16 protein-coding genes are annotated in these 25,784 nt (G+C 38.4%); 5 read left to right on the top strand and 11 right to left on the bottom strand.

Annotated elements, in window-relative coordinates; all coding sequences use genetic code 11:
- Nucleotides 1–333: 333 nt before the first annotated feature.
- From sbcB to mukF, 5 genes are all read right to left on the bottom strand, one after another.
- Nucleotides 334–1,755, bottom strand: a complete 1,422-nt coding sequence (gene sbcB / locus HMPREF3263_RS00450; RefSeq protein ID WP_005697552.1) for an exodeoxyribonuclease I — start codon at nt 1,753–1,755, stop codon at nt 334–336.
- 2 nt (nt 1,756–1,757) lie between these two features.
- Nucleotides 1,758–2,630, bottom strand: a complete 873-nt coding sequence (locus HMPREF3263_RS00445; RefSeq protein ID WP_005697556.1) for a DMT family transporter — start codon at nt 2,628–2,630, stop codon at nt 1,758–1,760.
- A gap of 69 nt (nt 2,631–2,699) precedes the next feature.
- Nucleotides 2,700–7,217: a chromosome partition protein MukB gene (gene mukB / locus HMPREF3263_RS00440; protein WP_070852792.1), complete on the bottom strand. Its 4,518-nt coding sequence runs from the start codon at nt 7,215–7,217 to the stop codon at nt 2,700–2,702.
- Nucleotides 7,217–7,969: a chromosome partition protein MukE gene (gene mukE, locus HMPREF3263_RS00435; RefSeq protein ID WP_005697499.1), complete on the bottom strand. Its 753-nt coding sequence runs from the start codon at nt 7,967–7,969 to the stop codon at nt 7,217–7,219. The genes mukB and mukE overlap by 1 nt, the downstream gene beginning before the upstream one ends.
- 46 nt (nt 7,970–8,015) lie before the next feature.
- The gene (mukF, locus tag HMPREF3263_RS00430; RefSeq protein ID WP_005697524.1) at nt 8,016–9,350 is read right to left on the bottom strand and encodes a chromosome partition protein MukF; all 1,335 of its coding nucleotides are present in this window, start codon (nt 9,348–9,350) and stop codon (nt 8,016–8,018) included.
- A gap of 448 nt (nt 9,351–9,798) precedes the next feature.
- On the opposite strand from mukF, the gene HMPREF3263_RS00425 reads away from it, so the two are divergent.
- The 4 genes from HMPREF3263_RS00425 to HMPREF3263_RS00410 all read left to right on the top strand — a co-directional run bounded on the left by HMPREF3263_RS00425 (nt 9,799) and on the right by HMPREF3263_RS00410 (nt 15,122).
- Nucleotides 9,799–11,976, top strand: coding sequence for a YadA family autotransporter adhesin (locus HMPREF3263_RS00425; protein ID WP_005697531.1), 2,178 nt, complete (start codon nt 9,799–9,801; stop codon nt 11,974–11,976).
- 277 nt (nt 11,977–12,253) lie between these two features.
- A complete protein-coding gene (locus tag HMPREF3263_RS00420) occupies nt 12,254–13,027 on the top strand; it encodes an FNR family transcription factor (protein WP_005697545.1) in 774 nt (257 codons plus the stop codon).
- Nucleotides 13,028–13,163: 136 nt separating this feature from the next.
- On the top strand, nt 13,164–14,087 hold the full coding sequence (uspE, locus tag HMPREF3263_RS00415) for a universal stress protein UspE (RefSeq protein WP_005697484.1): 924 nt from the start codon (nt 13,164–13,166) through the stop codon (nt 14,085–14,087).
- A 198-nt stretch (nt 14,088–14,285) separates the two neighbouring features.
- The gene (locus tag HMPREF3263_RS00410) at nt 14,286–15,122 is read left to right on the top strand and encodes a DUF4198 domain-containing protein (RefSeq protein WP_005697486.1); all 837 of its coding nucleotides are present in this window, start codon (nt 14,286–14,288) and stop codon (nt 15,120–15,122) included.
- A 37-nt stretch (nt 15,123–15,159) separates the two neighbouring features.
- Here HMPREF3263_RS00410 and HMPREF3263_RS00405 read toward each other — a convergent pair whose 3' ends face one another.
- On the bottom strand, nt 15,160–15,720 hold the full coding sequence (locus HMPREF3263_RS00405; protein WP_005697559.1) for an LOG family protein: 561 nt from the start codon (nt 15,718–15,720) through the stop codon (nt 15,160–15,162).
- Between the two features lies 1 nt (nt 15,721).
- On the bottom strand, nt 15,722–18,328 hold the full coding sequence (topA, locus tag HMPREF3263_RS00400) for a type I DNA topoisomerase (protein WP_005697517.1): 2,607 nt from the start codon (nt 18,326–18,328) through the stop codon (nt 15,722–15,724).
- A gap of 97 nt (nt 18,329–18,425) precedes the next feature.
- Between topA and HMPREF3263_RS00395 the strand changes: the two genes are divergently transcribed.
- Nucleotides 18,426–19,325: a LysR family transcriptional regulator gene (locus HMPREF3263_RS00395; RefSeq protein ID WP_005697553.1), complete on the top strand. Its 900-nt coding sequence runs from the start codon at nt 18,426–18,428 to the stop codon at nt 19,323–19,325.
- A 29-nt stretch (nt 19,326–19,354) separates the two neighbouring features.
- Here HMPREF3263_RS00395 and HMPREF3263_RS00390 read toward each other — a convergent pair whose 3' ends face one another.
- The 4 genes from HMPREF3263_RS00390 to pepN all read right to left on the bottom strand — a co-directional run bounded on the left by HMPREF3263_RS00390 (nt 19,355) and on the right by pepN (nt 25,704).
- Nucleotides 19,355–20,182 (bottom strand): RNase RNM, encoded by an 828-nt coding sequence (locus tag HMPREF3263_RS00390; protein WP_070852791.1) that lies wholly within the window; start codon nt 20,180–20,182, stop codon nt 19,355–19,357.
- A complete protein-coding gene (gene pyrD, locus HMPREF3263_RS00385; RefSeq protein WP_070852790.1) occupies nt 20,183–21,202 on the bottom strand; it encodes a quinone-dependent dihydroorotate dehydrogenase in 1,020 nt (339 codons plus the stop codon). It lies immediately after the preceding gene.
- Nucleotides 21,203–21,333: 131 nt separating this feature from the next.
- Nucleotides 21,334–22,944, bottom strand: a complete 1,611-nt coding sequence (locus HMPREF3263_RS00380) for an ABC transporter substrate-binding protein (protein ID WP_005697537.1) — start codon at nt 22,942–22,944, stop codon at nt 21,334–21,336.
- A gap of 150 nt (nt 22,945–23,094) precedes the next feature.
- Nucleotides 23,095–25,704 (bottom strand): aminopeptidase N, encoded by a 2,610-nt coding sequence (gene pepN, locus HMPREF3263_RS00375; protein ID WP_005697536.1) that lies wholly within the window; start codon nt 25,702–25,704, stop codon nt 23,095–23,097.
- Between the last annotated feature and the right edge of the window lie 80 nt (nt 25,705–25,784).

Here is a 25,784-nt window from a genome sequence, read left to right as displayed (position 1 = left end):
TATGCGAAATCAATTACAAGGTTAGTGAAAACTACGTATTAATAAAATCACAAAGTTATGCACAGGTTACAAATACCGCTCAAGCAATGTGAAATCTAGATTGGCAACACCTTTTAACAACATTAAATAATGATTTATACACTCTAAAGTTGTTATGTAAGGAAAAAATAAAGAGATTTATAGGTGTCAAAAATGATAACGCTACGTGAATTCTGCGTTATTTTATTAGGTGAATATCATCAGATTTAAAAAAGAAAAACGTAAATCTCAGGGATTAAGATTTACGTTTTTGATGATTGGCATTTGTGTGACTATGTCACGATATGTATAAGATTAAGATAACAGTTTTGCACCGTATTCATAAACCTGTTGTAGTAAATTTAGCTTAGTTGGATTATCCGAATATTCCTCTGCTAACCGTTGTAAACTTTCCTCAAACTTAACCGCACTTTGCTCTAATTTACGTTGGCGATATTTTTGCCATTTGATTTGCTCTGCACGATTTAGAGTTTTGTAGAAATGCCTTGCTCGATAATGGAATAACAGTTCAGGAATTCGTTTATCTTCAAATGCTAAACCATGTTCAGCTAATTTTTCAGGCGGTAAATCGCGTAAAATAGCCATATTGTTTTTATCTGCATTGCTAAAGAAGCCGTTATAAAGCTCAGTTTCTACATTATCACTCGGCTCAAATTCACGCTCTTCTGAGAAGATTTCAATAACTTTCTCGCGAATATCTAAGGATTGGCGCAATTTTGCTAAATTATCTAAGCATTGTTGTCTGTCTATCCCTAAACGAGCTGCATTTTCTGGCAGTAATGTTTTTGCAGGCGCCAAAATTGGGCATTTATTAATATGAACCAATTTTAATGGAACTGATGAAACTCCCCTTTCTTCTAGCTCACTTTTCTTGGTATATAAATCTTGGCGTAAATCAACCGCACTTTTACTGAGTAAGTTATCAATATCACCTGATAAATCACAGACGATTACGGCATTTTGATTAGTTGGATGCCATGCTAATGGTGCTACCCAAGCACAATTGCCGCGATAATTGCCTAGCATGCCCGAAACGTGCACTAATGGTGTCATTTCAGCGGTGTCGATCAGTTTCTCAATTTCCTTTTTACCTCTATGCTCAAAGAAGAATTGAAATAATTTAGGCTGCTTTTCTTTGATTAATTTAGCCATGGCGATGGTTGCATACACATCCGCCATCGCATCATGGGCATTTTTATGCTCAATACCATTTGCTTTGGTTAGTTTTTCTAAGCGAAAGCTTGGCATACCATCATCGTCATAAGCCCAATTTATCCCTTCTGGACGCAGTGCATAGCAAGCTCGGACCAAATCCAGTAAATCCCAACGAGAATTACCATTTTTCCAGCTATATTCATAGGGATCAATGAAGTTACGGTAAAAGGTATAACGAGTCATTTCATCGTCATAACGAATATTGTTGTAGCCCATCACACAAGTATTAGGTTGTGAAAACTCAGCTAGAATTTTTGCGGCAAATTTAGGTTCAGGAATCCCCTTTTCATTACACTCTTGTGGCGTGATTCCTGTGACCATTACGGCTTCCGGGGCTGGCAAATAATCATTGGTTTGCTTGCAATACAACATAACAGGCTCACCAATAATATTAAAATCTGCATCGGTACGAATACCAGCAAATTGAGCTGGACGATCACTTGCCGGATTGATACCAAAACTTTCGTAATCGTAGATAAAAAAACTAAAATCGTTTGCCATAATTAAGCCAAAATTTTATCTAAATAATATAAACAGAAAATTGCTGAAAGACTGATAAGTACGCCAAACCAGTTAATTTTACTGATTTTTTCTTTAAAGAAAAATGCGCCGGTGATGGTGCCTAAACAAATCACACCAATGTTCATTCCTGCAAAAACTAAGGTTGGATTTTGTCCGAAACTTTGGTGCGCTTTAATGTAAAACAGGATATTAAAGAAATTCAATACACCTAAAATAATTCCACCAATAAAGCTTGGCACAGTCCATTGAGTGCGTTTTAGGAATAAATATAGGAACATGACACAAGCGGCTAATGAGAAAGCAATGAATAATGTGGTTGGGAATGCTCCCCCGCTTTTGGCTACTTGTTTGAATAAAATATCAATGGTGCCATAGCCAAACCAAACACCGATTAAGCCTAAAATACCTTTAAAAGTGACCGCACTTTGTTCATTTGATTTGTTCAAAATACAGAATAAACCGATGAATGCCAAAATAATGCCAACGATTTTGGGCTGACTTAATGTTTCATGGAAGATAATAAAAGAGGCAACAATCGGTAGAAATAACGATAAGCGTTGTGCTGCATCTGAACGCACGATACCCGCAAATTCAATTGCTTTAGACATAATGATAAATACGGTTGGTAATAAAATACCTAATGCTAGGAAAATAGGTGTACTATCACTTTGTGCTAAATATTCGGTAAATTCTAATCCTTTGAAATCAGGTTTGAGTAAGAAATAGCTTAATGAAATAGCGACGATATAATTAAACGCAATCGCTTGTTCAATAATGATATTTTTCTTGCGAGCAACTTTGAGTAGCACCGATACCGCAACACTACATAAAATGGCTAAAATAAGGTTGTACATAATTCGTCCTAAATTCTCATAAAAATAACAATGAAAAAAGCGGCCAATTGCTTTGACCGCTTTAAAAAACTACTCTGTTGCGCCAAAGCCACGCAAACCAACCACATGAACTTGTTCTTGGTTGCCAGCAATTTTACGTACCAGTTTATAGGTTGTCCCTTTTTCAGGGCTGATATTCTCTGGCGCTGCGATAAGTAATTGCATATCCAAACGTTCGCAAAGTTCGAACAAGGTGGAAATAGATTTACCATCCAAACGCGCAGCTTCATCCAAGAATAGTAAACGGCATGGTACGATGTCTTTGCCGCGAATACGGCGGCTTTCCTCTTCCCAGCTTTGTACAACCATTAATAGGATTGACATACCCGTACCGATTGCTTCACCTGTCGATAATGCGCCACTTTCAGCACGTAACCAACCATCTGCACCACGGAAGACTTCAACTTCTAACTCGAGGTAATTACGGTAATCTAATAATTCTTCACCGATAGTTTGTGCTGTGCGTTGGCCCATATCAATATGCGGGTTAATGCGTTGATAAAGTTTCGCAATGGCTTCAGAGAAGGTAATACGATTATCACTGAATAAATCTTGATATTCTTCCTGCTTACCTGACAGCGCATCGAGCAACATCGCATGTGTATCGCGAATATTGACCACTAAACGTACCGATTTCACCTGACCGAAGGCAATATTTTGTAGACCTTGGTTCAACATACGAATACGATTTTGTTCACGTTGAATGGTTTTACACATAATATTCGCCACACTTTCAGAACTGATCGCCAATTTTTTCTCACGGCCAGTCAATTCTTCTGTTAAGCGATTAAGCTCAATTTCCATTTGCTCAATTGCATCAATCGGATCATCCGTTTTAATAATATCCTGACGAATACGTTCACGAAGATGTTGATATACCGCAATGAAGAAACGAACTTTGTTTTCCGGTTTACGGCTGTCTTCAGAAATACGCAATGCATCGCGGAGATATTCATTATCAGCCACCGCAGTACGTAACGCCCCTAATGCTTTATCCGACATTGAACGTAACTCATCAGCAGATAAATAAGCTAACTCACGACGATTGAGTCGTTTTTCCACATCGGAATTACGAGATAAACGCAGAACCACACACCAGCTGACTTTCGCTGCCACAACCAACTCACGCTGAGTTTTATAATCACGTTCTGCTTTACGAATACGTTTATTTAAGTTTTCTGCTTCGCTTTCAATGAGTGTTAATTGTTTTTCGACATAAGAACGACGTTGACGACTGGTTGAAAGTTGTTGATACAACTCATCACGGCGATTTCTTGCACGTTCCTCTGCCCCTTCATCAGCACGTACACCCAACTCACCAATCTCAGCAATTAATTCTTTCAACAATTGATTTTTACTGTCGTAAGAACTTTGCAATTGAATAAATACTTGGTTGTATTGTGCAAATTGGCTTTGTTTTTGACGTAATTGTTCACGTTGAGCATCACGTTGTGACTGCAATTGCTCCAAACGTTGACGAAGTTGCTCATTAAGCTCTGATGTTTCTGCTTGTCCAGCATCTTCATAACTGAAGTGATTTTTACGTTGCACCACATCCGCTAAAGCAAATACACGTTGTTGTACTTGTTTTTGGCGTTCAATGGCTTGGGTTAAATCAGCTTTTAAGCGCTCATAGTTTTCTGGATCGCTTTGTAAAGTATTTGCAATCGGCTCTAATTGTGACAACGCAACACCATGTTGACGAATAAAGCTTTCATCTTGTTCTGAAATATCTAGTTGTTCACGACATTCTTCAATGCGATCAAGTAATTCTTCATCAGCAAGCAAGTTAAGCTGTGGCATTAACTTATTCAACAATTGCATTTTTTCTTTGGCATTATCCAATTTAATGCGAATTTGTTGTTCGGTGCTTGAGAATTGATTGAGCTCGCGATCAATTTCATTGCGTTCTTGATTGATTTCCGCCATTACCTCTTCTGGGTTTGGTTGGAACGCAAGGGCTAGATGTAAGCCAACAAATTGACTAAAGTGTTCGTGTAAACGTTGACATTTTTGTACATCAAAGGCAATTTGTGCGTATTCTTCCGCAATTTCATCACGTTTAGCTTGTAATTCTTCTAAATGTTTTTCACGTGCAGCACGGCCGAATAATGGAATTTGCGGGAATTTTGAATAACGCAATTCACGATCAGATACTTGCACCACCACGCCCATTTCAAGTTCTTGGGCTGAAAGTACGCTGTCATCAAAGGCATTTGGGTCACCTTCGATTAAATATAAATCGTCCGGACAATCTTCTAAATTAGCTAATTGTTCGCGTACCGTGTTGAGATCACGAACAACGATAGCATGACGCGCAGGACCATAAAGTGCAGAGAAATAAGGTGCATCTTCAATTGGAACATCATCATATAATTCAGAAAGCAACACACCGCCAAAACGTTCTGCAAGCACATTCAAGCGAGCATCTTCAGAACCATCTGGTTGGCTTAGACGAGAAATTTGCTCATCTAATTGTTGACATTGCTTCTCTAAATTGTCACGTTGAATAGTCAGCTCACGTTCTTTCACCAATTGTGATTGCATAAAATGCATCACATCTTGGCTATGCTCGAAGGTTTCACCACTTTGCTCTTGTAAGCGTTCTAAAGCGGCTTGAGCAGTTAACCAAGCCGGTGCTTTACGAGCATTTTCTTCGTAAAGTGCGGTCAAACTTTCACGTTTTTGACGCAAGGTTGAACGATTTTCTACTAGCTCAGCAAGTTCTTCATTCAAACTTTCAATGAGTTCTTCTTGTTCAGCGTGGTATGCTTCGAGTTCATCAGCGGTTTCTAAAGATAAATCAGCACGTTGATTAAAATCAGCCAATAATTTAACCGCACTTTGTTGTTGAGCATAGCGCTGTTCTAACTCATGTAATTTTGCGCGTAATTGAGGTGTTTGTTGAGCTTGAATTTTTTGTGTTGGATATTCACGCAATAATTCTTTAGCACTTTCCCAAGCACTTGAACGAGGCACATCACCGGCAATTTTGCACACTAACTGATAGGCCTTATCAAATTGTGATTTTGCCGCTTCAGAAATAGACATTTTATGCTCTAACTCAAGCACTTGCTCGGTAAGACTTTCTGCATGGGCTGCAAATTCCGCATGGTAATCTTCCGCATTTTTCACGCTTAAATCCGCTAAACCGCATAAGGTTTTCGCTTTTTCAAGCGCGGCAATCGCTTGTTGATATTGCAATGCTCGAGTTTGTTGGGCATCTAATGCATGTTGATAGTCCGCAAGTTGCGCACGCACTTGGTCAATTTCAAGTTCTGTTTGCTCAAATTGTGCTTGGCTTTCTTCAAGCTGTTCGGTTGCGGTTTCCACAACCATTTTTTGTTCTTCTAATTTTTCTGTAAGTTCAGCCACATCTTCTTGATAACGCAATACTTTTTCTTGATGACGTAACGCATTTAATACCAAGTTTAAGTGGTCAGCCGCACTTTGGTGATCGACTTCTAAAGTGCGTTCATTTTCTGCTAATTCAGCTGCTTCACGGCTTAAGTCAATTAAGCGATGTTGCGATAACGCTTGCTCAGCTTTTGCTTTATACCAATCACGGCGGAAACCTAGAGCCGCTTCGATATTGCCACGGCGTTCATTGGCATTACGCATATAATCTGATGCCACATAATTCGTGGTTTCAGTGATTAAATGTTTAAATAAATCACGGTCAGATTGGGTAACTTTGATTGCCTCAAGAGTCATGCGATTTTCACGTAATGCACTTTCCATATCCTGGAAGGCTTTGCGCACACCAAGATTTTCTGGCAATAAGTAATCACGTAAAGAACGAGTAATGGCGCTGGAAATACCACCGTATAAAGAAGCTTCGATTAATTTATAGAATTTGCTACGGTCTGAGGCACTACGTAAGCGTTTTGGAATAATGCCCAAGTCAAACATCATGCCGTGATAATCAGTGATGGAATGATACTGTTTAAATTGTGCACCAAGATTTTCAATTTTATCTTTTAATTCATTTAAATTGAGTACGCGTGCTTGACGTTCACCGACTGTTTCGGTGAAAAGTGCGGTCGGATTTAGAGATAATTCTACCCCTTGAATCGAGAACGTTTTTAAATCCACTTTCTTATCACGACCCGCAATTTGTTGCAGGCGCACCCCCACAAGAATTCGTTGGTGACGAGAATTGATGGTATCCAATACTGCATAACAAACGCCCGGACGTAATTTACCATGTAACCCTTTATCACGAGAGCCGCCTGTCGAACCAGCTTCTGTGGTATTACGGAAATGTAATAAGGTTAAATCTGGAATTAATGCTGTGACAAATCCCGCCATAGTTGTAGATTTACCGGCACCGTTACCACCCGAAAGTGTGGTCACCAATTCATCTAAATCAAAGGTTCGGGCAAAGAAACCATTCCAGTTAATTAAGGTGAGTGAACGGAATTTACCGCGTTCTACCCCATTATGTTGGTTTAATACAGGAGCAATAAATTCTTCTTCAACCTGTTCAGTTGATTGCTCAGGTTCGTCTTGATAAATTTCGTTTTCAAGTTCTAATACATCAGACATTATTCTTGTTCTCCTGCATCATCAAATTCTTCATCAATTTCGACCGCACTTTCTTCATCATCAAGGTCATCAGCATTGCTTGCCGCTTTTGCTTGTTTTTCCAATTCGAGAGATTGCGGTGTTGCGGCTTCCCCATCACGAATTAAGCGAGCTTGCGCTTCTAGTGGATCATCACCAGAACGCACTTCAGCACCGAAACGGAAAACTGATTCTGAAATCGTAAATTTACCGCTATGTTGTTCACCCACGGTATGAATCATGCCTAAACGGCGTAAACGACCGATCGCCGCACGGACTTTTTCTGCTAGTTTTTGTTTATCCAAATCTGAACCGCTAGAACGCTGGTTGACGGCTTTCAATAACTTGCCTTCGTCTGCTAAGTTGAGTAATTCGTCATAGACTTCTTGCGTGCTAAAGATACCTTGCTGTGCTAAACGTTCTGGGCTTAAATACAAATAGCAAAGCACTTTTCCTACCAACATCTCTAATTCAGAAAGCACTGAACGGGCAATTAATGTTGTCGCTTTCGGACGTAAATAGAAAAAGCCTTCTGGCGCACGAATCAATTCCACGTTGTAACGGCGGTAAAAGCCATCTAACTCATTTTGAAAATCCATCAAAAAAGCATGATTATCCAATTGCTCGGTACTGATATGGCGACCTGAACGCAATAAACTGTCTACAGTTGGAAAAATAGGATTCGCAATGGCATTTGCCAATTTCGGGGAAATTACATCTTGCATATCTGTCATGGTTAATTTCTCATTTTATGAATTCGTTTTTGGGTAAGCCACGAAATTAATATTTATCAATTACATGCGCTTGTACTTCTGCGCCGTAATCGTTAATTTCCTGCCATTGTGGATAAATACCGGCTAAATCATCATTTGCCATACCTAAACGCACTGCTTGATCCACAATAATGCGTGCCACATCAAAATGACGGGAAAGTGGATAAGCTTCTAATTGTTCTTTTAAGACTAAACTTAAATCAATCGGACGATTATTTTCACGATATTGAATTAATAAGCCTTGCATATGTTCGACGATTTGATCATGTAAATCAGCCAAAGATTCATATTGCAACTCTTCAGGTAATTCGCCCAATGCATCATCTTCACGCAAGACCATTTCTTCATCACGCAGATCGACCAAGCGTTCCGCTTGAGCGGTCCACAAGAACCAAGAATGATCGAAATAACTGTGAATGGAATTACGTAAGCGTTGTGAGAATACGCGGTTTTTATCCATATCAATGGCAGTACGGATAAATTTATGCACATGACGGTCATAACCAATCCATAGATCGATGGCTTGTTGCCCCCAGCTAATAATGCGGTCGAGCTTAGATTGTAAATCGGTAATTAATTGTTCAATAAAATACAGCTCATCATGGCCTATCACACAATCTTGAATACGTAATAATTGTGCCTGTAACTTATCACCTGCGGCATTTAAGGTATCTTGCAATTCGCGTAAATTGCCGGAGGTTTCATCTAATAGACGTTCACAGCTGGAAATTGCCGCCTGCCAATCTTTGGTAAGCAAATTCGCAATTTCTTCCTTAATGCTTTGCTGATTTTCATCCATCACACGTTGTGATAAATCGATACTATCGAAAATCTCTGCGACTGAATATTTTAATGGTGCAAATACATTCCGGCGCCAAAAGTGCTCATTCTCCCCTTTTGTTGCCCCTTCTTCTGCTGCATCGGATGCACGCTGAATTTCATCAGCCACAATAGAAAGCTGCACGGAAAGACGCAACGCAGAAAATTCACGCTGACGAATATAATAATCTGAAACGCCAACACCTAGTGGAGTGAGGCGATAAATGGAAAGCCCTTCAGTAAATTCACTGCTGAAACGGTTAAGAAAACGCTGCTTCACCAATTCATTGATAGCATTATTGGCACGGGTGGCAATCGCGTCCGTTGATTGGTCAAAGGCACTGGTTGTGTGGCGGAAAATATCCACTAAATCAGCTTCTAGCATTTCTCCATCTAAACGTTCGTTGTTATAAATGGCAATGGCCAATAAAAACACCAAACGCTCTGTCGGCAGATTTAACGAAAATTCCCGCTCTTTCGCCCATGAGACGAGTTCAGGAATGGTTTGTGAAGTTTCGATCATTCGGTTACAAAAGCTTAAAATTGAACAAAAAATTTTTGAGATTATACAGGATTTTTTGTCAATCTTGAAAATCTTCTTATGAATTGACCGCACTTTTTGTCTTTAATACCGCTTGATAATTTATTTATAACGTATTTTAGCCATCCTAAAAACTTACAAAGCATACATTAATTTACATAAGTTTACATTTAATTACAAATCTTTACAAAAGAAGTCAACTATTTACTTCACTACCAGAACTAAACAAACTACAATGCTGAAGCACGCAAGCGCACACTTATTCTCTTAAATGAAGAATATTATTACCAATATGATTTTCTTAATCAGTATCAGTTCATTACTCGCTTGCTGCATTTCCATCTATTTTTTATAGATTTCACCAAGTTACCCAACTCTAGTTTTTACACAATTGCTGTGTCAAAAAACATTCTTTTAAAGCGAGGAAATAATGAAAAACTTTAAAATCAATGCAATTACAGCATTAGTCGTAGGATTAAATGTAGCAACAGCTCATGCGGCAAGAACCACAAATCCAGAGCCTAATCAAAACGTACTATATTCGGGCGGTTCAATATTCCTAAATCATGCAGACGCAACTAATGTAGATGAACCTAGCCACACAGCTATCGGTCAAAGTAATTTGATTTATTCAGTGCCTGAATCAAATGACCCAACTGAAGATCAAGGATCTAGTTCTGCATTCGGTAACCAAAATACAATTAAAGGTCAACATGCTAACGCTTTTGGCGATGGTAATGATGCATATGGTAAACAAACTCAAAGCTTTGGAGACGGCAATAAAGTTTATGCGAATGAATCTATTGGATATGGCATCAAGAATCAAATTGGTACACAACCGTCTGATGCTAAATCGCCTAAAGCAACACGAGAAGCTGATACAAATACAAATTCAGCCTCTGTATTTGGTTTAAATAATACAGTGGTTGGAAACAATATCCTTACTTTAGGCAAAGAGAATAAAATTACAGATACTTCAACAACAAATGCAACTGTTATTGGATTTAATTCAACAGCAAATGCAACTAATGCCATTGTAATTGGCACTGAATCTCAAGCTTCTGCTAATGAAACCATTGCAATTGGCCAAAAAGCGAAAGCGAGTGGTCAAAATAGCAATGCATTTGGATCACAAGCAAATGCTTTGGGAACTAGCTCATTAGCCGTCGGAACAGGAGCCCAAGCCAAACAGGACTCTGCTGTCGCAATTGGTAATGATTCAAATGCAACAGCTAAATCTTCTGTTGCATTAGGTGAATCCACAAATGCAACAGCAGTTTTTGCAACTGCTGTTGGAGATAGCGCTACGGCCTCTGGTGTACGTAGTTTTGCTGCAGGTTTAAATTCTAAGGCTCAGTCAGATGATTCTATTGCTATCGGTGCAAATACAAGCTCAACAGTTCGAGGAATTTCTATTGGGGCAGAAGCTTCAGCATATCATCAAGGCATTTCTGTCGGCTATAAAAGCAATGCTTCTGGTATTGGTTCCATTGCAACAGGTGTCGGAACATCAGCTTCTGGTTTATCCTCTATAGCAAGCGGTTCAAACGCCGTAGCTTCAAGTACAGGATCTGTTGCTATTGGTGAACAATCAAAAGCAACTGCAGGATATGGTTTAGCTATCGGTGCAAAAGCAAAAGCGGAACATAGCTCAAGTGTAGCATTAGGTAATGGTTCAGAGACCAAACAAGCTAAAAGTGTAAAAAATGCAACTATTAATAATCTTTCTTATGGTAATTTTGCAGGAACTGATGCAACTGCCACTGTATCAGTCGGCGCAACACAAAATGAACAATACACTCGTCAAATTGTGAATGTTGGTGCTGGTGAAATATCTAAAACATCTACAGATGCAATTAATGGCTCACAACTTTATTCCGTTACGGATACCGTTGGTAATATCGCAAACTCAATGAAAAATATTATCGGAGGAAATACAACTATTAATCCAAACGGTACTATTAATGCAACTAATATTGGTAATACTGGAAAAAACACAATACATGAAGCTATTGAGAGCATTAAACAAAGTGCTCAAAATGGCAAAGATGTTGAAGTGACAGCTGGCGATAACATTATTGTTGAAAAAACGACTAGCACAACTAATCCACAAAAAACCTTTAAAGTAAGTACATCAAAAAAACTTAAAGCAGATTCATATAGCGTCAACAATTCAAATATTAAAATTGATCAAAATGGAATTAATGCAGGTAATAAGAACATTACCAACGTTGCGGAAGGAACAAATGCAACGGATGCTGTGAATGTATCACAATTGAATAAAGTGAAATCGAATATTACAAATAACACTCAAGCTATTTCAAACAATACAAAAGCAATCAATAATTTAAATAAGAAAGTAAATGATGTTGATCGCAAATCTCGCGCTGGAATTGCTGGCGTTGCAGCGATTGCTTCAGCTCCATCTGCTCGTAAGGATGGTAAGAGTATGATTTCAACAGGTGTTGCTCATCACCGAGGCGAAAGCGCAATTGCAATCAAAGCCTCTCGCAATTCAGATAATGGTCATTGGTCATCAAATGTAAATGGTGCAGCAGATACTCGAGGTCAATGGACTGTTGGGGCTGGTGTTGGTTACGAATGGTAATCTGACTTAAACTTAAAAACAAAGAGCCACAAATTGTGGCTCTTTTTTATCCTCTAAAACAACGAAAAATTTGACCGCAGTTATTACAAGATATATCGCCAAACAAATGCACTGACTAAAATAATCAACATAATAATAATTTGTATTAAACGTTTTTTGGTTAATTTTTCTGCTGCCATACCTATTTACTCGTAGATAACTTCTTTAATTTACTATTTAGTGGTAGAATAATTGCGTTAGATCAATTTTACACTATATTTATCGATTTGAGGAACTAATGAATAATTTCGTTTCAGAAACTAAATCAGGGCGCAGAGTTCAATCTGGTGGTTGTGCGATTCATTGCCAGGATTGCAGCATTAGTCAACTTTGTATTCCTTTCACATTAAACGAACATGAGCTCGATCAGCTTGATAATATTATTGAGCGTAAAAAGCCTATACAAAAATCTCAAGTCCTTTTTAAAGCGGGTGATACGCTTAATTCTATCTATGCGATTCGTTCCGGCACCATTAAAACTTATACTATTAGTGAAACGGGCGAAGAGCAAATTACCTCTTTTCATTTACCGGGCGATTTAGTCGGTTTCGACGCAATTACGAATATGCAACACCCTAGTTTTGCACAAGCATTGGAAACCGCTATGGTATGTGAAATTCCGTTTGATATCTTAGATGATTTATCTGGAAAAATGCCGAAGCTTCGCCAGCAAATTATGCGTTTAATGAGTAGTGAAATCAAAAGCGATCAAGAAATGATTTTATTACTGTCTAAAATGAATGCTGAAGAACGTTTAGCCGCATTCATCCATAACCTATCTAAACGCTATTCTGCTCGTGGTTTCTCTGCGAAAGAATTCCGCTTAACCATGACTCGTAGCGATATTGGTAACTATCTTGGTCTAACCGTTGAGACCATCAGTCGTTTGCTCGGTCGTTTCCAAAAACTCGGTGTACTCTCTGTTCAAGGTAAATACATTACTATTAATGATATTAATGCCTTGATTGATTTAACTGGTGTACATAAAACCAAAATCCAATTAGCAGAATAATTTAAAAGCGTGAGTTTTCACGCTTTTTTAACATTTGAAACAAAAAAACTTGCACGAGATCACTTTTTGATAATCGGTTCTTGTCATCGTTTAAAATCTTTTCTATCCTATTGATATCTCGTATCTTGGAGGCTTTATGAAATTTAACAATATTCTTGTTGTACTTAACCCTGATAACGAAAAACAATATGCGCTTGCTCGTGCAGTTCGTCTTGTTAAAGAACAACAAAATGAAACAAAAGTAAAAATCACTACTCTGTTGAGTGTCTATGACTTATCTTATGAAATGTCTGCGCTTCTTTCTTCGGAAGAACGTAGTCAAATGCATAAAACAGCCATTGAGCAACAACGTCAAGCCGTCCAATTTTATTTAGATAAATATGCAGATCCGGAAATTGAATTCGAATCTCACATTGTGTGGAGCAGTAATGAAGCAGATGCAATTCGTGAAGAAGTCGAAAAAAATCAATACGACCTCGTGGTAAAATACACCAAAGATGAAGAAAGTTTCACTTCATTGATTTTCACACCAGTAGATTGGCAATTATTACGTAAATGTCCGATTCCAGTATTAATGGTGCGTGATGGTGACTGGAAACACCAACGCCGTATTTTAGTCGCAGTGAATGTTTCAGGTGAACAGGAATATCAAGATGAATTTAACCAAGAATTAGTTTCAACAGGGATGAATTTAGCGGAAAATTTAAACCGTGGTAATGTACATTTAGTGGCCGCCTACCCTGTTGCGCCAATTAATATGGCGATTGATTTACCTGAATTTAATACTTCAGGTTATGAAAATGGCATTCGTGGCCAGCACCTCATCAATATGAAAGCCTTACGCCAAAAATTTGGTATTGATGAAGATCATACCCACGTACGCGAAGGTTTCCCTGAAGAAGTGATCCCTGAAGTGGCGAAAGAAATTGAAGCTGAATTAGTGATTTTAGGTACAGTGGGTAGAACGGGTTTATCTGCAGCGTTATTAGGTAATACGGCTGAGCATGTAATTAGTAAATTAAGCTGCAATCTATTAGCCATTAAACCTTCTAAAAAATAAGCCTATTTAGCTTTTTATTTAAAATAAGTGCGGTCAAAAAAACAATCGTTTTAATGACCGCACTTTTTTGTTAAGAAAATGTGAAGTTCCTCACAAAATCAACTTTTTCCATTCGTCTCATCATTTCTTTTTCGTTATACTCATCCGCCCTATCGAAGACTTTCTATAAATTGATTTATTGATTAAAAAGGAAAGACAATGAAAAAAACATTAATTGCAGCACTACTTGGTTTCTCTGCGCTCGCGCAAGCTCATGAAGTTTGGGTTGCAACACCGGCACAACTTGCTTCCAATTCTGTTTTAAAAGCTGATTTAGCTTATGGTGACTACCCTTACGTTGAAAAAATTCCTGAAAAACGTCTCGCTATTTTTCCACCGATGGAACTTATCAATCAAGATGGCGAAATGCAAACCTTAGTACAAAAAGGTGAAAACTACCAATATCAATCAGAAAAACCGTTAAAAGACGGTTCATATTGGGTAACGGCGACTTATAAACCAACTTTCTGGTCACAAAATAATGAAGGTTGGAAAATGGATAACTTACAAGGTACACCAAATGCATTTTATTGCGAACAAACTCAAATGTTTGGTAAAGCCTTTACTGTGGTGGGTAAGAAACCATTGAGTGCAGATATGGCGATGACACGCATTGGTTTACCACTTGAAATTGTGCCTCTTAAAGATCCAAAAACAATTAAAGCAGGCGAAGCTTTCCCTCTTCAAATTTTCTATAAAGACCAACCGCTTGCGGGAGAAACGATTATTGCAACGTCTGATACCTTTGTTGTGAAAGATATGGAAGCGGCGACTTCTCACCGTGAACCGCAAGCGTTTTCAGGTAAAACAGATAGTGAAGGTAAAGTTAACTTTATCCCATTAATTGAAGGTGTTTGGAAACTTAAAGTAATTCACAAAGAACCATTTGAAGATCAAAAGGTGTGTCAACAATCAGCAAATTACGCAACGTTAATTCTACCTGTTGGTAAAGCTCGTGCTAAATTGCCACCAAAACCAGAACATCATCACCATTAATCATAAAAAAAGTGCGGTCAAATTTAACCGCACTTTTTTAATATGTTCTTACTGCTGGAGGTTGATAATGCTCAATAAAGTTTTCAATTTCTTGAAGATCATTCGAGAATAGAATCTTCTCAAAATCACCTTGAGTAAAGAAGCCTTCTTTCACCATATGGCTAAAAAAGGACTTTAATGAATCGAAATACCCCTTTTCATTAAACAAAATACAAGGATTATTATTTTTCCCTATTCGAGCCCAAGAAATCACTTCAGTAATCTCTTCTAAAGTGCCTGGTCCGCCAGGCAAAGCAATATAAGCATCGCCAAGCTCAACCATTTTATTTTTTCGCTCAGACATGCTTTCAACAATCACGGTCTTGGTCAAATTAGGATGTGAAACTTCTCTGTCTTGTAAAAATTGAGGGATAATGCCAATTACTTTGCTTTGATGAGCAAGTACAGTATCAGCAACCACGCCCATTAATCCCAATTTTCCGCCACCATAAACTAAAGTATGTTGGCTATCCGAAATCCATTTTCCTAATTTTTTTGCGGCAGCCTGATAGGCAGAATCATTACCTAAACTCGCACCGCAATAAACCGTGATGTTCATCCTACTTTTTCCGCTCAACCCATTTCCCATCAATATAATCCACAATCCATTTTGTGGCTTTGCCATTCTTTTCAGATGTCACATATTGATGTTTTTCTTTACGGCTGAAACGGATAATCGCTTCATTACCCTCAGGGTCTTTTTGTGGTGCATCGGCTAAATAACGTAATTTTTCTGGTAAACGATCACGATAAAGCGCTAATTCAGCCACTTTTGCCGGTCGTGTTTCACGTGATTTAGGGAAGTTATGTGCTGACATAAACACGCCACTTGCACCATCACGTAATACAAAATACGCATCAGATTTTTCACATTTCAATTCAGGGAAATGAACTGGCTCTTCTTTTGGTGGTGCAACCTCGCCGTTTTTCAAAATCTTACGGGTGTTATCACAATTGGTACAGCCCATGTATTTCCCAAAACGACCGAGTTTCAAGTGCATATCAGCACCACACTTGTCGCATTCTACAATCGGACCGTCATAGCCTTTAATTTTGAATTGGCCTTGTTCAACCAAATAACCATCACAATTTGGATTATTACCACAAATATGCAATTTACGATGAGGGTCAATGATGTAACTGTCCATCGCTGTACCACATTTCGGACAACGTTTACGATCCATTAAGGCTTTAGTTTCAGAAGCCTCATCCAATACATTAAGTAATTCTGCTTCTGGAATGAGATTAATCGTCGTTTTACAACGCTCTTTCGGTGGTAAAGCATAACCAGAACAACCAAGAAATACACCTGTACTTGCTGTGCGAATGGCCATTTTTCGGCTACAAGTCGGACAATCAATATTGGTGAGTACAAGGCTATTCGGCTTCATTCCACCTTCTAATTCATCCAATTCAGCCGTAGAAAGTTGAGTAGAAAAATCTTTGAAGAATTGATTTAACTCAGCCTTCCAATTTTTCTCACCTGATGCTATTTGGTCTAATACGTTTTCCATGTTGGCAGTGAAATCGTAGCTCATCAAATCAGTAAAGGATTGATTTAAGCGATCAGTAACTATTTCGCCCATTTTCTCGGCATAGAAACGACGATTTTCAATGCGCACATAACCACGTTCTTGGATAGTTGAAATAATTGCCGCATAAGTAGAAGGACGACCAATACCACGTTTCTCCAATTCTTTAACCAATGCAGCTTCGGTAAAACGAGCGGGCGGTTTAGTGAAGTGTTGGCTTGGCGAAACCGTTTTTAGTGCCAATGTTTCATTCAAACTCACAGCAGGTAAAATTTGGTCTTCCGGATTTTTACCTACTTGTGGCAACACTTTTGTCCAACCATCAAAACGTAAAATACGGCCTTTAGCTTTCAATTCATAATCGCCAGCCATTACGGTAACCGTTGTGCTGTCATATTGTGCAGCCGGCATTTGGCAGGCTACAAATTGACGCCAGATTAAATCATACAAGCGCACAGCATCTTTATCCATGCCACTTAAATGATCTGCGAGCGTTTTTACATCAGAAGGACGAATCGCTTCGTGCGCTTCTTGAGCGTTTTCTTTACTCGAGTAGAAATTCGGTTTAGCTGGCAAATAATCTTTACCGAAATGGCTTTCGATATAAGAGCGTGCCATATTTAACGCATCTTGGCTCAAGTTGGTAGAGTCAGTACGCATATAAGTAATGTAACCGGCTTCATATAAACGTTGTGCTAACATCATGGTTTTCTTCACCCCAAAACCTAAACGCGTGCTTGCAGTTTGTTGTAAGGTTGAAGTAATAAATGGGGCTCTTGGTTTAGAACCTGTTGGTTTTGTTTCTAAATCTGTGACAACGTAATGTGATTTATTTAAGAAATCGACCGCACTTTGTGCTTCTTTTTCAGTTTTCGGCTCAAATTTCTTGCCTTTATACTGCACCACATCCAAACGTAAGTCTTCTTTCTTACTCGTTTGGGTTAGCGCTTCAATTTCCCAAAATTCTTCCGGTTGAAATGCTTTGATTTCACGTTCACGCTCTACCACCAATTTCACGGCAACAGATTGCACTCGTCCGGCAGATAGACCTCGCGCCACTTTTTTCCATAATAATGGCGACACCATAAAGCCTACCACGCGGTCTAAGAAACGACGGGTTTGCTGAGCATTAACCTGGTCCATATTAATGTGCGCAGGATGCTGAAACGCTTTTTCAATCGCTTTTTTAGTAATCTCATTAAATACAACGCGACTAAAACGACTATCATCGCCACCAATGACTTCGCGTAAATGCCACGCGATAGCCTCTCCTTCTCTATCCAAGTCGGTGGCGAGATAAATATGATCTGATTTTTTAGCGAGAGATTTTAATTCGGCTACCACTTTTTCTTTACCTGGTAGAATTTGGTAATTGGCTTTCCAATCGTCATAGGGGTCAATCCCCATACGTTTCACTAAGGCCGCACGGTCTTTTTCTGCTTTAATTTTGTTTTTTTCTTCCGCACTTAATCCTTTAGTGGAAACTGGTTTAGCCTTCTCGCCTGTGCCACTCCCTGCAGTAGGCAAATCACAAATATGCCCTACGCTGGATTTCACCACATACTGGCTACCTAAATATTTATTGATGGTTTTCGCTTTGGCTGGCGACTCCACAATCACTAAAGATTTGCTCATTTGCTTACCTAAAATATAACTAGAATTCTTTAAAATTGGCGATATACTGCAAACTTACGCCGATAAAATCAAGCTTTTTTTCAAAAAGGATTTATAAATGGATAAACTCAATGCAATTTCGGTTTTCTGTAAAGTAATCGAAACGCAAAGTTTTACACAAGCCGCAAACCAACAGAATATTTCTGTGGCGATGGCGAGTAAACTAGTTTCACAATTAGAAGAACATTTAAAAACACGATTATTACAACGTACAACACGAAAAATTGTGCCAACTGAAGCTGGTATGCTTTATTATCAACGTTGCCAAGCTATTTTATTAGATTTAAGCGAGGCTGATTCTAGCATTAGTAATATGTCGACCAGCTTACAAGGTAATTTATTAATCTCTGTACCACGTGATTTTGGCTTACTTTATATCTCGCCTAACTTACCTAAATTTATTGAACTTCATCCCAATTTACACGTTGAAATTGAGTTTGAAGATAAACGTGTTGATCTTGTTGCTGAGGGCTACGACTTAGCATTACGGATTGGCTATATGCAAGACAGCTCGCTTGTTGCGCGTAAAATTAGCAGCGCCCCTATGCATTTTGTTGCTTCTTCAAGTTATTTAGAAGCACGAGGCACACCACTTACACCTGACGATTTAGAATATCACCAAGGTTTACTTTATAAATCGTCGTTGAATCAAGTGCATTGGCAATCAACAAAAGCCAATCAAATTCAACGTTATAAGATTCAATCTAAAGTGGTTTCTAATAATGGTATGGCGTTGTTAGAAATGACGAAAGCGGGTTTAGGCATCAGTAATGCACCGGATTTCTTTGTAAAAGATGCGCTTGCTTCAGGTGAATTAGTTGAAATTTTGTCTGAATATAAACAAAAACCTTTAGATATTTATGTGGTTTACCCTAATCGTCGTCATTTACCGGCAAAAGTTCGCGCATTTATTGAATTTCTCGCGAGTCTTGGTTTGTGTGAAAACAGCCAAATATAAAAAATAAGGGCGGATTTAACCGCCCTTTATCATTCAAATAACGTCCAAATCGGTTTAACCTCTTCAGGTAAAAACAAATTCTTTCCTAATTCAATCCATCCGCAAGGAAAATGAAAATCCGAGCCTAAAGAGGCGGCTAAGTCATATTCATTGGCTAAACGCGCAAGATATTGACGCTGATCTTTAGTTTGTCCACTATCCGAGACTTCCATACCATCACCACCCCATTGTTTGAAATCAACAATTAATCGACGAATCCATTTTCCTGTCATGTTATAACGCATAGGATGAGCTATGACAGCAACTCCACCTGCTGCATGAATCGTATCAATCGCTGTTGGAATATCCACCCATTCAGCTTTGACAAAACACGATTTGCCACCGCCTAGATAACACTTAAAGGCTTGCCCATCATTTGAAACCTTTCCGATTTGTACCAAATAGCGCGCATAATGAGCACGAGTTACTTCCCCATTGGCTAACGCTTTTGCGCCTTCATAGGCATTTGGAATGCCTGCTTTTTCTAATTTATGGCCAATTTCGACCGCTCTTTTTTCTCTCAGTGATTTTTGTTCAGCTAAAAGTGCGGTCATTTTAGGATGTGTTTTATCAAAATTTAATCCAACAATATGGATGCCACGACCTTCCCAATTCGTTGAAATTTCCACGCCATTAATCAGCTCAATACCTAATTTATCTGCTTCGTGTTTAGCTTCATCAATGCCCATCACGGTGTCGTGATCACATAAAGCAAGCACATTAACCCCTTTTTCATGAGCTCGTTGCACAAGCTCTGTAGGCGTTAAAACACCATCTGAAGCCGTACTATGGCAATGTAAATCATATTTTTTTGTCATTTATTTAATCGCTTTCACTAATTCTTTAACTAAGCTTGGACCGTGGTAAATCAAACCCGAATAAACTTGTAGCAATTCTGCCCCTGCCTCAATCTTCTCTTGTGCATTTTGTACACCATCAATACCACCACTCCCAATAATCGGGATTTGTCCTTTCAGTTCTTGATGCAATCTTCGAATAATTTCTGTGCTTTTATGCTGTAACGGTTTTCCACTTAAGCCACCTTGTTGCTCAGCATTTTTCAAACCTGCGACGTTATCACGTGAAATCGTCGTATTAGTCGCAATTACCCCATCCATTTGATGACGAAGTAAGGTATCTGCAATTTGAACCAGCTCGCTCTCGGATAAATCAGGTGCGATTTTTACTGCAATCGGTACATATTTGTTATATTGCTCAGCTAATACTTCTTGACGCTGTTTTATACTTTGCAATAAATCATCAAAGTAATCACCATACTGTAATTGGCGTAAATCTGGAGTATTCGGTGATGAAATATTTACCGTAATATAATCCGCATAGTTATAAGCTTTGTTTAAGCAAAATAAGTAATCATCTTTACCCTTTTCAAGCGGTGTGACTTTATTTTTGCCAATATTAATCCCAATTACGCCATCAAATTTTGCCTTTTTAACATTCTCAATCGCATAATCAATGCCATAATTATTGAATCCATTACGGTTAATAATCCCTTCCGCTTCCACTAAACGGAATTGACGAGGTTTCGCATTTCCCTCTTGCGCCAAAGGCGTAACCGTCCCCACCTCAATAAAACCAAATCCCATCGCACCAAATCCATCAATGGCTTCGGCATTTTTATCTGCGCCCGCTGCTAACCCAATAGGATTTTTAAAGGTAATGCCCATCACTTGCTTAGGCGTACCTTGTGGACAAGCCAAGAGCTGTTTCAATAAAAATTGACAAGGTGATTTACCCGCTACGTGCAATGATTTAATCACTAAATCATGAGCGGTTTCAGGGTCAAGGGAAAAGATGGCTTTACGGATCAAAGAATACATACTCTTTTATCTCTCAGGATAGTTCACTGTAAATGGAAAGTGCGGTTAATTTTACCGCACTTTTGTTGAAAAGTTATGTTGCATTTTAAAATGAAAGTAAAATACATGCAACGAAAGGTACAGAGATAACTCTACTTACGAATATAAAGCTCCTTGGTATAAACATAATCCTGTGGATTATGCATTGGGAATCCGCCTACTGCAGGATTGAGAACTTTAATCAACGGTGAATAAAATATTGGAATTAGAGGCGCTTCTTCCGCAATAATTAGCTCTGCTTGTCGATATAATGCGGCACGCGCCTTGTCATTCAAAGTAGTTTGTGCTTCTTTCATGATTTGATCAAATTTCTCATTCTTCCAATGCCCTACATTTTCTGGAGATGTTGAAACTAATGAATTAAGAAATGCTGATGGTTCATTATATTCCGCATCAATTGACATACGTGACAATTGGAAATTTCCTATATTACGTTCTCCCAAATAGGTTTTCCATTCCATCGTACGTAATTTCACATCTGCACCTAATTGTTTTTTCCATTCTGAAGCTAACGCTAACGCAACTTTTTCATGTGTTGCATACTTGTTATAAAAAATCTCAAACTGGAGCGGATGTTTTTTATTATATCCTGCATCATTTAATAATTTTTTAGCTTGTTTCACTCTATCCGTTAACGGTCGATTTAATTCAGCGATGTTCGGTGCACTAAAATCATCAACTTCTGGTGGTGTCAATGTTGCTGCAGGTTTACGTAACCCAATAATATGTTCTGCTATTAGTGGTCGATCTAACGTAAGATATAGCGCTTTTCGAACCTTTTCGTTATCAAACGGTGGTTTCGCCACATTAAAAGTATAGAATTCAGTCGTTAGTCTAGGCACCACAATTAGCGCATTCGGTGTATTTTTCTGAATGTGCGGAATTTGCTCCACTGGTATCCAGGTTAAATCCAATTCTTTAGCTTGGTAACGTTGATATGCCGAAGACAAACCTTCTTGAAATAGATATTCTGAAGTATTAATGCGCGTATTTTTATTATTCCAATAGACTGGGTTACGTTCTGCTGTAATTTTCTCGTTAATTGTCCATTGCTTTAATTTATAAGCACCATTACTCACGATATTTTGAGGGGTAGTCCATTTATCGCCAAATTGCGCTAATTTATGATGGGGAACAGGAAATGTTGTAGGATATGCTAGTAGCTGTAAGAAGTAAGGTGTGGCTTGGGTTAGTTTGATTTCAAGTTGTTTATCATTAATCGCCTTAATGCCCAACGCACTTATAGGCTGTTTACCTTGCATCACATCTTCTGCATTTAAAATATGTGCTTTAGACAAATAACTGGCATTTGGACTACCAAACTTAGGATCAACTGCTCGTTGCCAACCTAGCACGAAATCTTGAGCCGTTACCGGTGTACCATCTGACCATTTTGCATCACGTAATGAAAAAGTATAAATCTTACCATCGTCAGAGACTGTCCATTTCTCTGCCTGCGCTGGCTGTACTTGTCCATTTTCATCTAACCAAATTAATCCTTCAAATAAATCAATCGCAATTTGTGCAGCTGTATTTTCTTGCACCAATTGAGGATCAAGTGACCCGGGATCACTATGTGTATTTTGACGGAAAATCTGTGTTTCAGAAAGTGTTGTACCAGCAGGCACAGTGGCTGAAAATGCTGTTGTTGAAAAAATGCCAAGCATCATACTGACCAGCACTGATGTTTTGTATGTTTTCATATAAAATCCTTATTAACTAACACGGCGAAATGCCATTAATCATTCTATCAAAGGCAATAAAAGAAAAGATTGATATAGTTAACAAATTTGAAAAAAATACGGAATGTCTTAGACATCCCGTATTGAATTTATAAAGTATTTGTATCGCGATTATTGCAAGGCTTTTTCAATCTTCTCAAATAAATCTTTTGAGAGATCTTCAACTGCACTTAAACGTTCTAAGGCGCGTTTCATTAGCGTTTGACGTTGCGCATCAAAACGAGAGAAACGAATTAATGGCTCAATTAAACGTGCAGCCACTTGTGGATTGCTTTCGTTTAAACGAATTAAGACGTCCGTTAAGAAACGATAGCCAGAACCACTAATATGATGGAATGCTTTTAAGTTGTGATTTGCAAAGCTACCCACTAATGAACGTAAACGGTTTGGATTGTTGAAGTTAAAACTTGGGTGATCCATTAATACTTGTACAATTTCCAATACGTTTTCATCTGGACGGGTTGCTTGTAAAGCAAACCATTTATCCATGACCAAGCCATCATGTTGCCATTTTTGTTCAAAATCCGCTAACAAAGCATCACGACAAGGTAATGCCGCTTTGGTTGCCATATTTAATGCAGCCAACGTATCTGTCATATTATTGGCATTATTGTAATGTTTTTGAACAACATTGTTGCCTAGATTGGTGTAAGCCAAATAACTTAAACAAAGATTACGCATTGCTCGTAAGGCAATATCTTCTTGCGTCACTCGATAATCTTCAAGACGAATATGGGTATAAATACGCAATAAATCTTCTTTCAAGTATTCTGCAATTTGCACCAACATAAATTCTCTTGTGGCTGCAATGCCATCTGGATCAATCGTTTTAAAGCTTTCTGCAAACTCAATGTCTTTTGGCAAAGTCAGAATTAATGTGGATAATTCGATATCTTGTTCGTAATTTTCCAATATATACGCAAGTGCGGTTAAAACATCAGGTGAAATTTCAAAAGCTTCACCTTGTTGGAAATGAGCCACATTACGACGCAACTCTTGAGTAAACAGCATTTGTGCTGCATCCCAACGAGCAAATTGATTATCTGCAAATTTAAGTAAACCCAATAACTGCTCTGTAGTGTAATCATAATCGAGTTTCACCGGCGCAGAGAAATCACATAATAATGCAGGAATTGGGCGACCATAAATGCCGTGGAACTCAAACACTTGGTCTTTTTCTGTTACATTTAACACATCACTTAACAATTCACCGTTATGCTGTAACATTTGTTTGGTGCCTTTAGCATCATAAAGCGCAATTTTTAATGGAATATGTAAGTTTACTTTTTCCATTTGGTCCGCAGTTGGCGGTGTAGATTGCGAAACGGTTAAACAATAAGTATGAGTTTGTTCATCATAGGCATCACTAATCAATAATTCTGGTGTACCTGATTGGCTATACCAACGACGGAATTGTGCTAAATCAACGTCATTTGCACATTCCATTGCAGACACAAAATCTTCACAAGTTGCTGCTTTACCGTCATTTTCTGCAATATAAAGTTGCATCCCTTTTTGGAAACCTTGTTCACCTAATAAGGTGTGCAACATACGAATCACTTCTGCCCCTTTTTCATATACAGTCACGGTATAGAAGTTATTCATTTCAATAACTTTTTCAGGGCGAATTGGGTGTGACATTGGGCTTGCATCTTCGGCAAATTGTACCGTACGTAAGAATTTCACGTTATTAATACGATTGACAGCTCGAGAACCCGTATCAGATGAAAATTCTTGATCACGGAAAACCGTTAAACCTTCTTTCAAACTTAATTGGAACCAATCTCGGCAAGTTACACGGTTTCCTGTCCAGTTATGGAAATATTCGTGTGCAATCACGCTTTCAATGGCGAGATAATCATCATCGGTTGCTGTTTGTGGATTTGCCAACACAAATTTAGAGTTAAAAATATTCAACCCTTTATTTTCCATGGCACCCATATTGAAGAAGTCCACAGCAACAATCATGTAAATATCTAAGTCATATTCTAAATTGAAACGCTCTTCATCCCATTTCATCGCTTTTTTCAGACTTTCCATTGCCCAAGAGGCACGATCAAGATTGCCACGGTCAACATAAAGCTCTAAAGTCACTTCACGACCACTTTTTGTCGTAAAGGTATCTTGTAATAAATCAAAATCACCAGCCACTAAAGCAAATAAATAGCTTGGTTTCGGGAATGGGTCATTCCATTCAACCCAATGACGACCGTCCTCTAACTCGCCACTTGCAATGCGGTTACCATTAGAAAGCAAGTAAGGATATTTAGTTTTATCTGCAGTAATTTTGGTTGTATAGCGCGCCAATACATCTGGACGATCAAGCATATAGGTGATTTGACGGAAACCTTCTGCTTCACATTGTGTACAAATACCCTCACCAGATTGATAAAGCCCTTGTAAAGAGGTGTTTTGTGCAGGCTCTAGATTCGTCACAATTTCAAGTTCAAAATTGACCGCACTTTGATTGGTTAAATCTAACGTTAAACTTTCGTGGTCTTGATGATAATGTTTAAAATCTTCGCCATTAAATTTGATGGAAGCAAATTGGAAACCATGACCATCTAATCGTAGGTGTGTTGCTTCGTCGTTTAAACGTTGGAAGGTTGTTTTTGCAGTGACAACGGTATAGTTAGGATCTAATTGAAAATCAAGGAAAATATCCGTAACTGTAAAATCAGGTTGTTTGTAATCTTTTCTATATTTCGCTTTAGCTAACATAATCTGCTCTATTTCTAAGAAAAAAACTTCTATTAGGATAAAATTTTATGACAAAACTTGCAATGTAATTTTCAGTCTTT

Source organism: Haemophilus sp. HMSC61B11 (assembly GCF_001838615.1).
GTDB classification, from domain to species: domain Bacteria; phylum Pseudomonadota; class Gammaproteobacteria; order Enterobacterales; family Pasteurellaceae; genus Haemophilus_D; species Haemophilus_D parainfluenzae_AD.
This window is presented reverse-complemented; position numbering and strand designations above follow the sequence as displayed.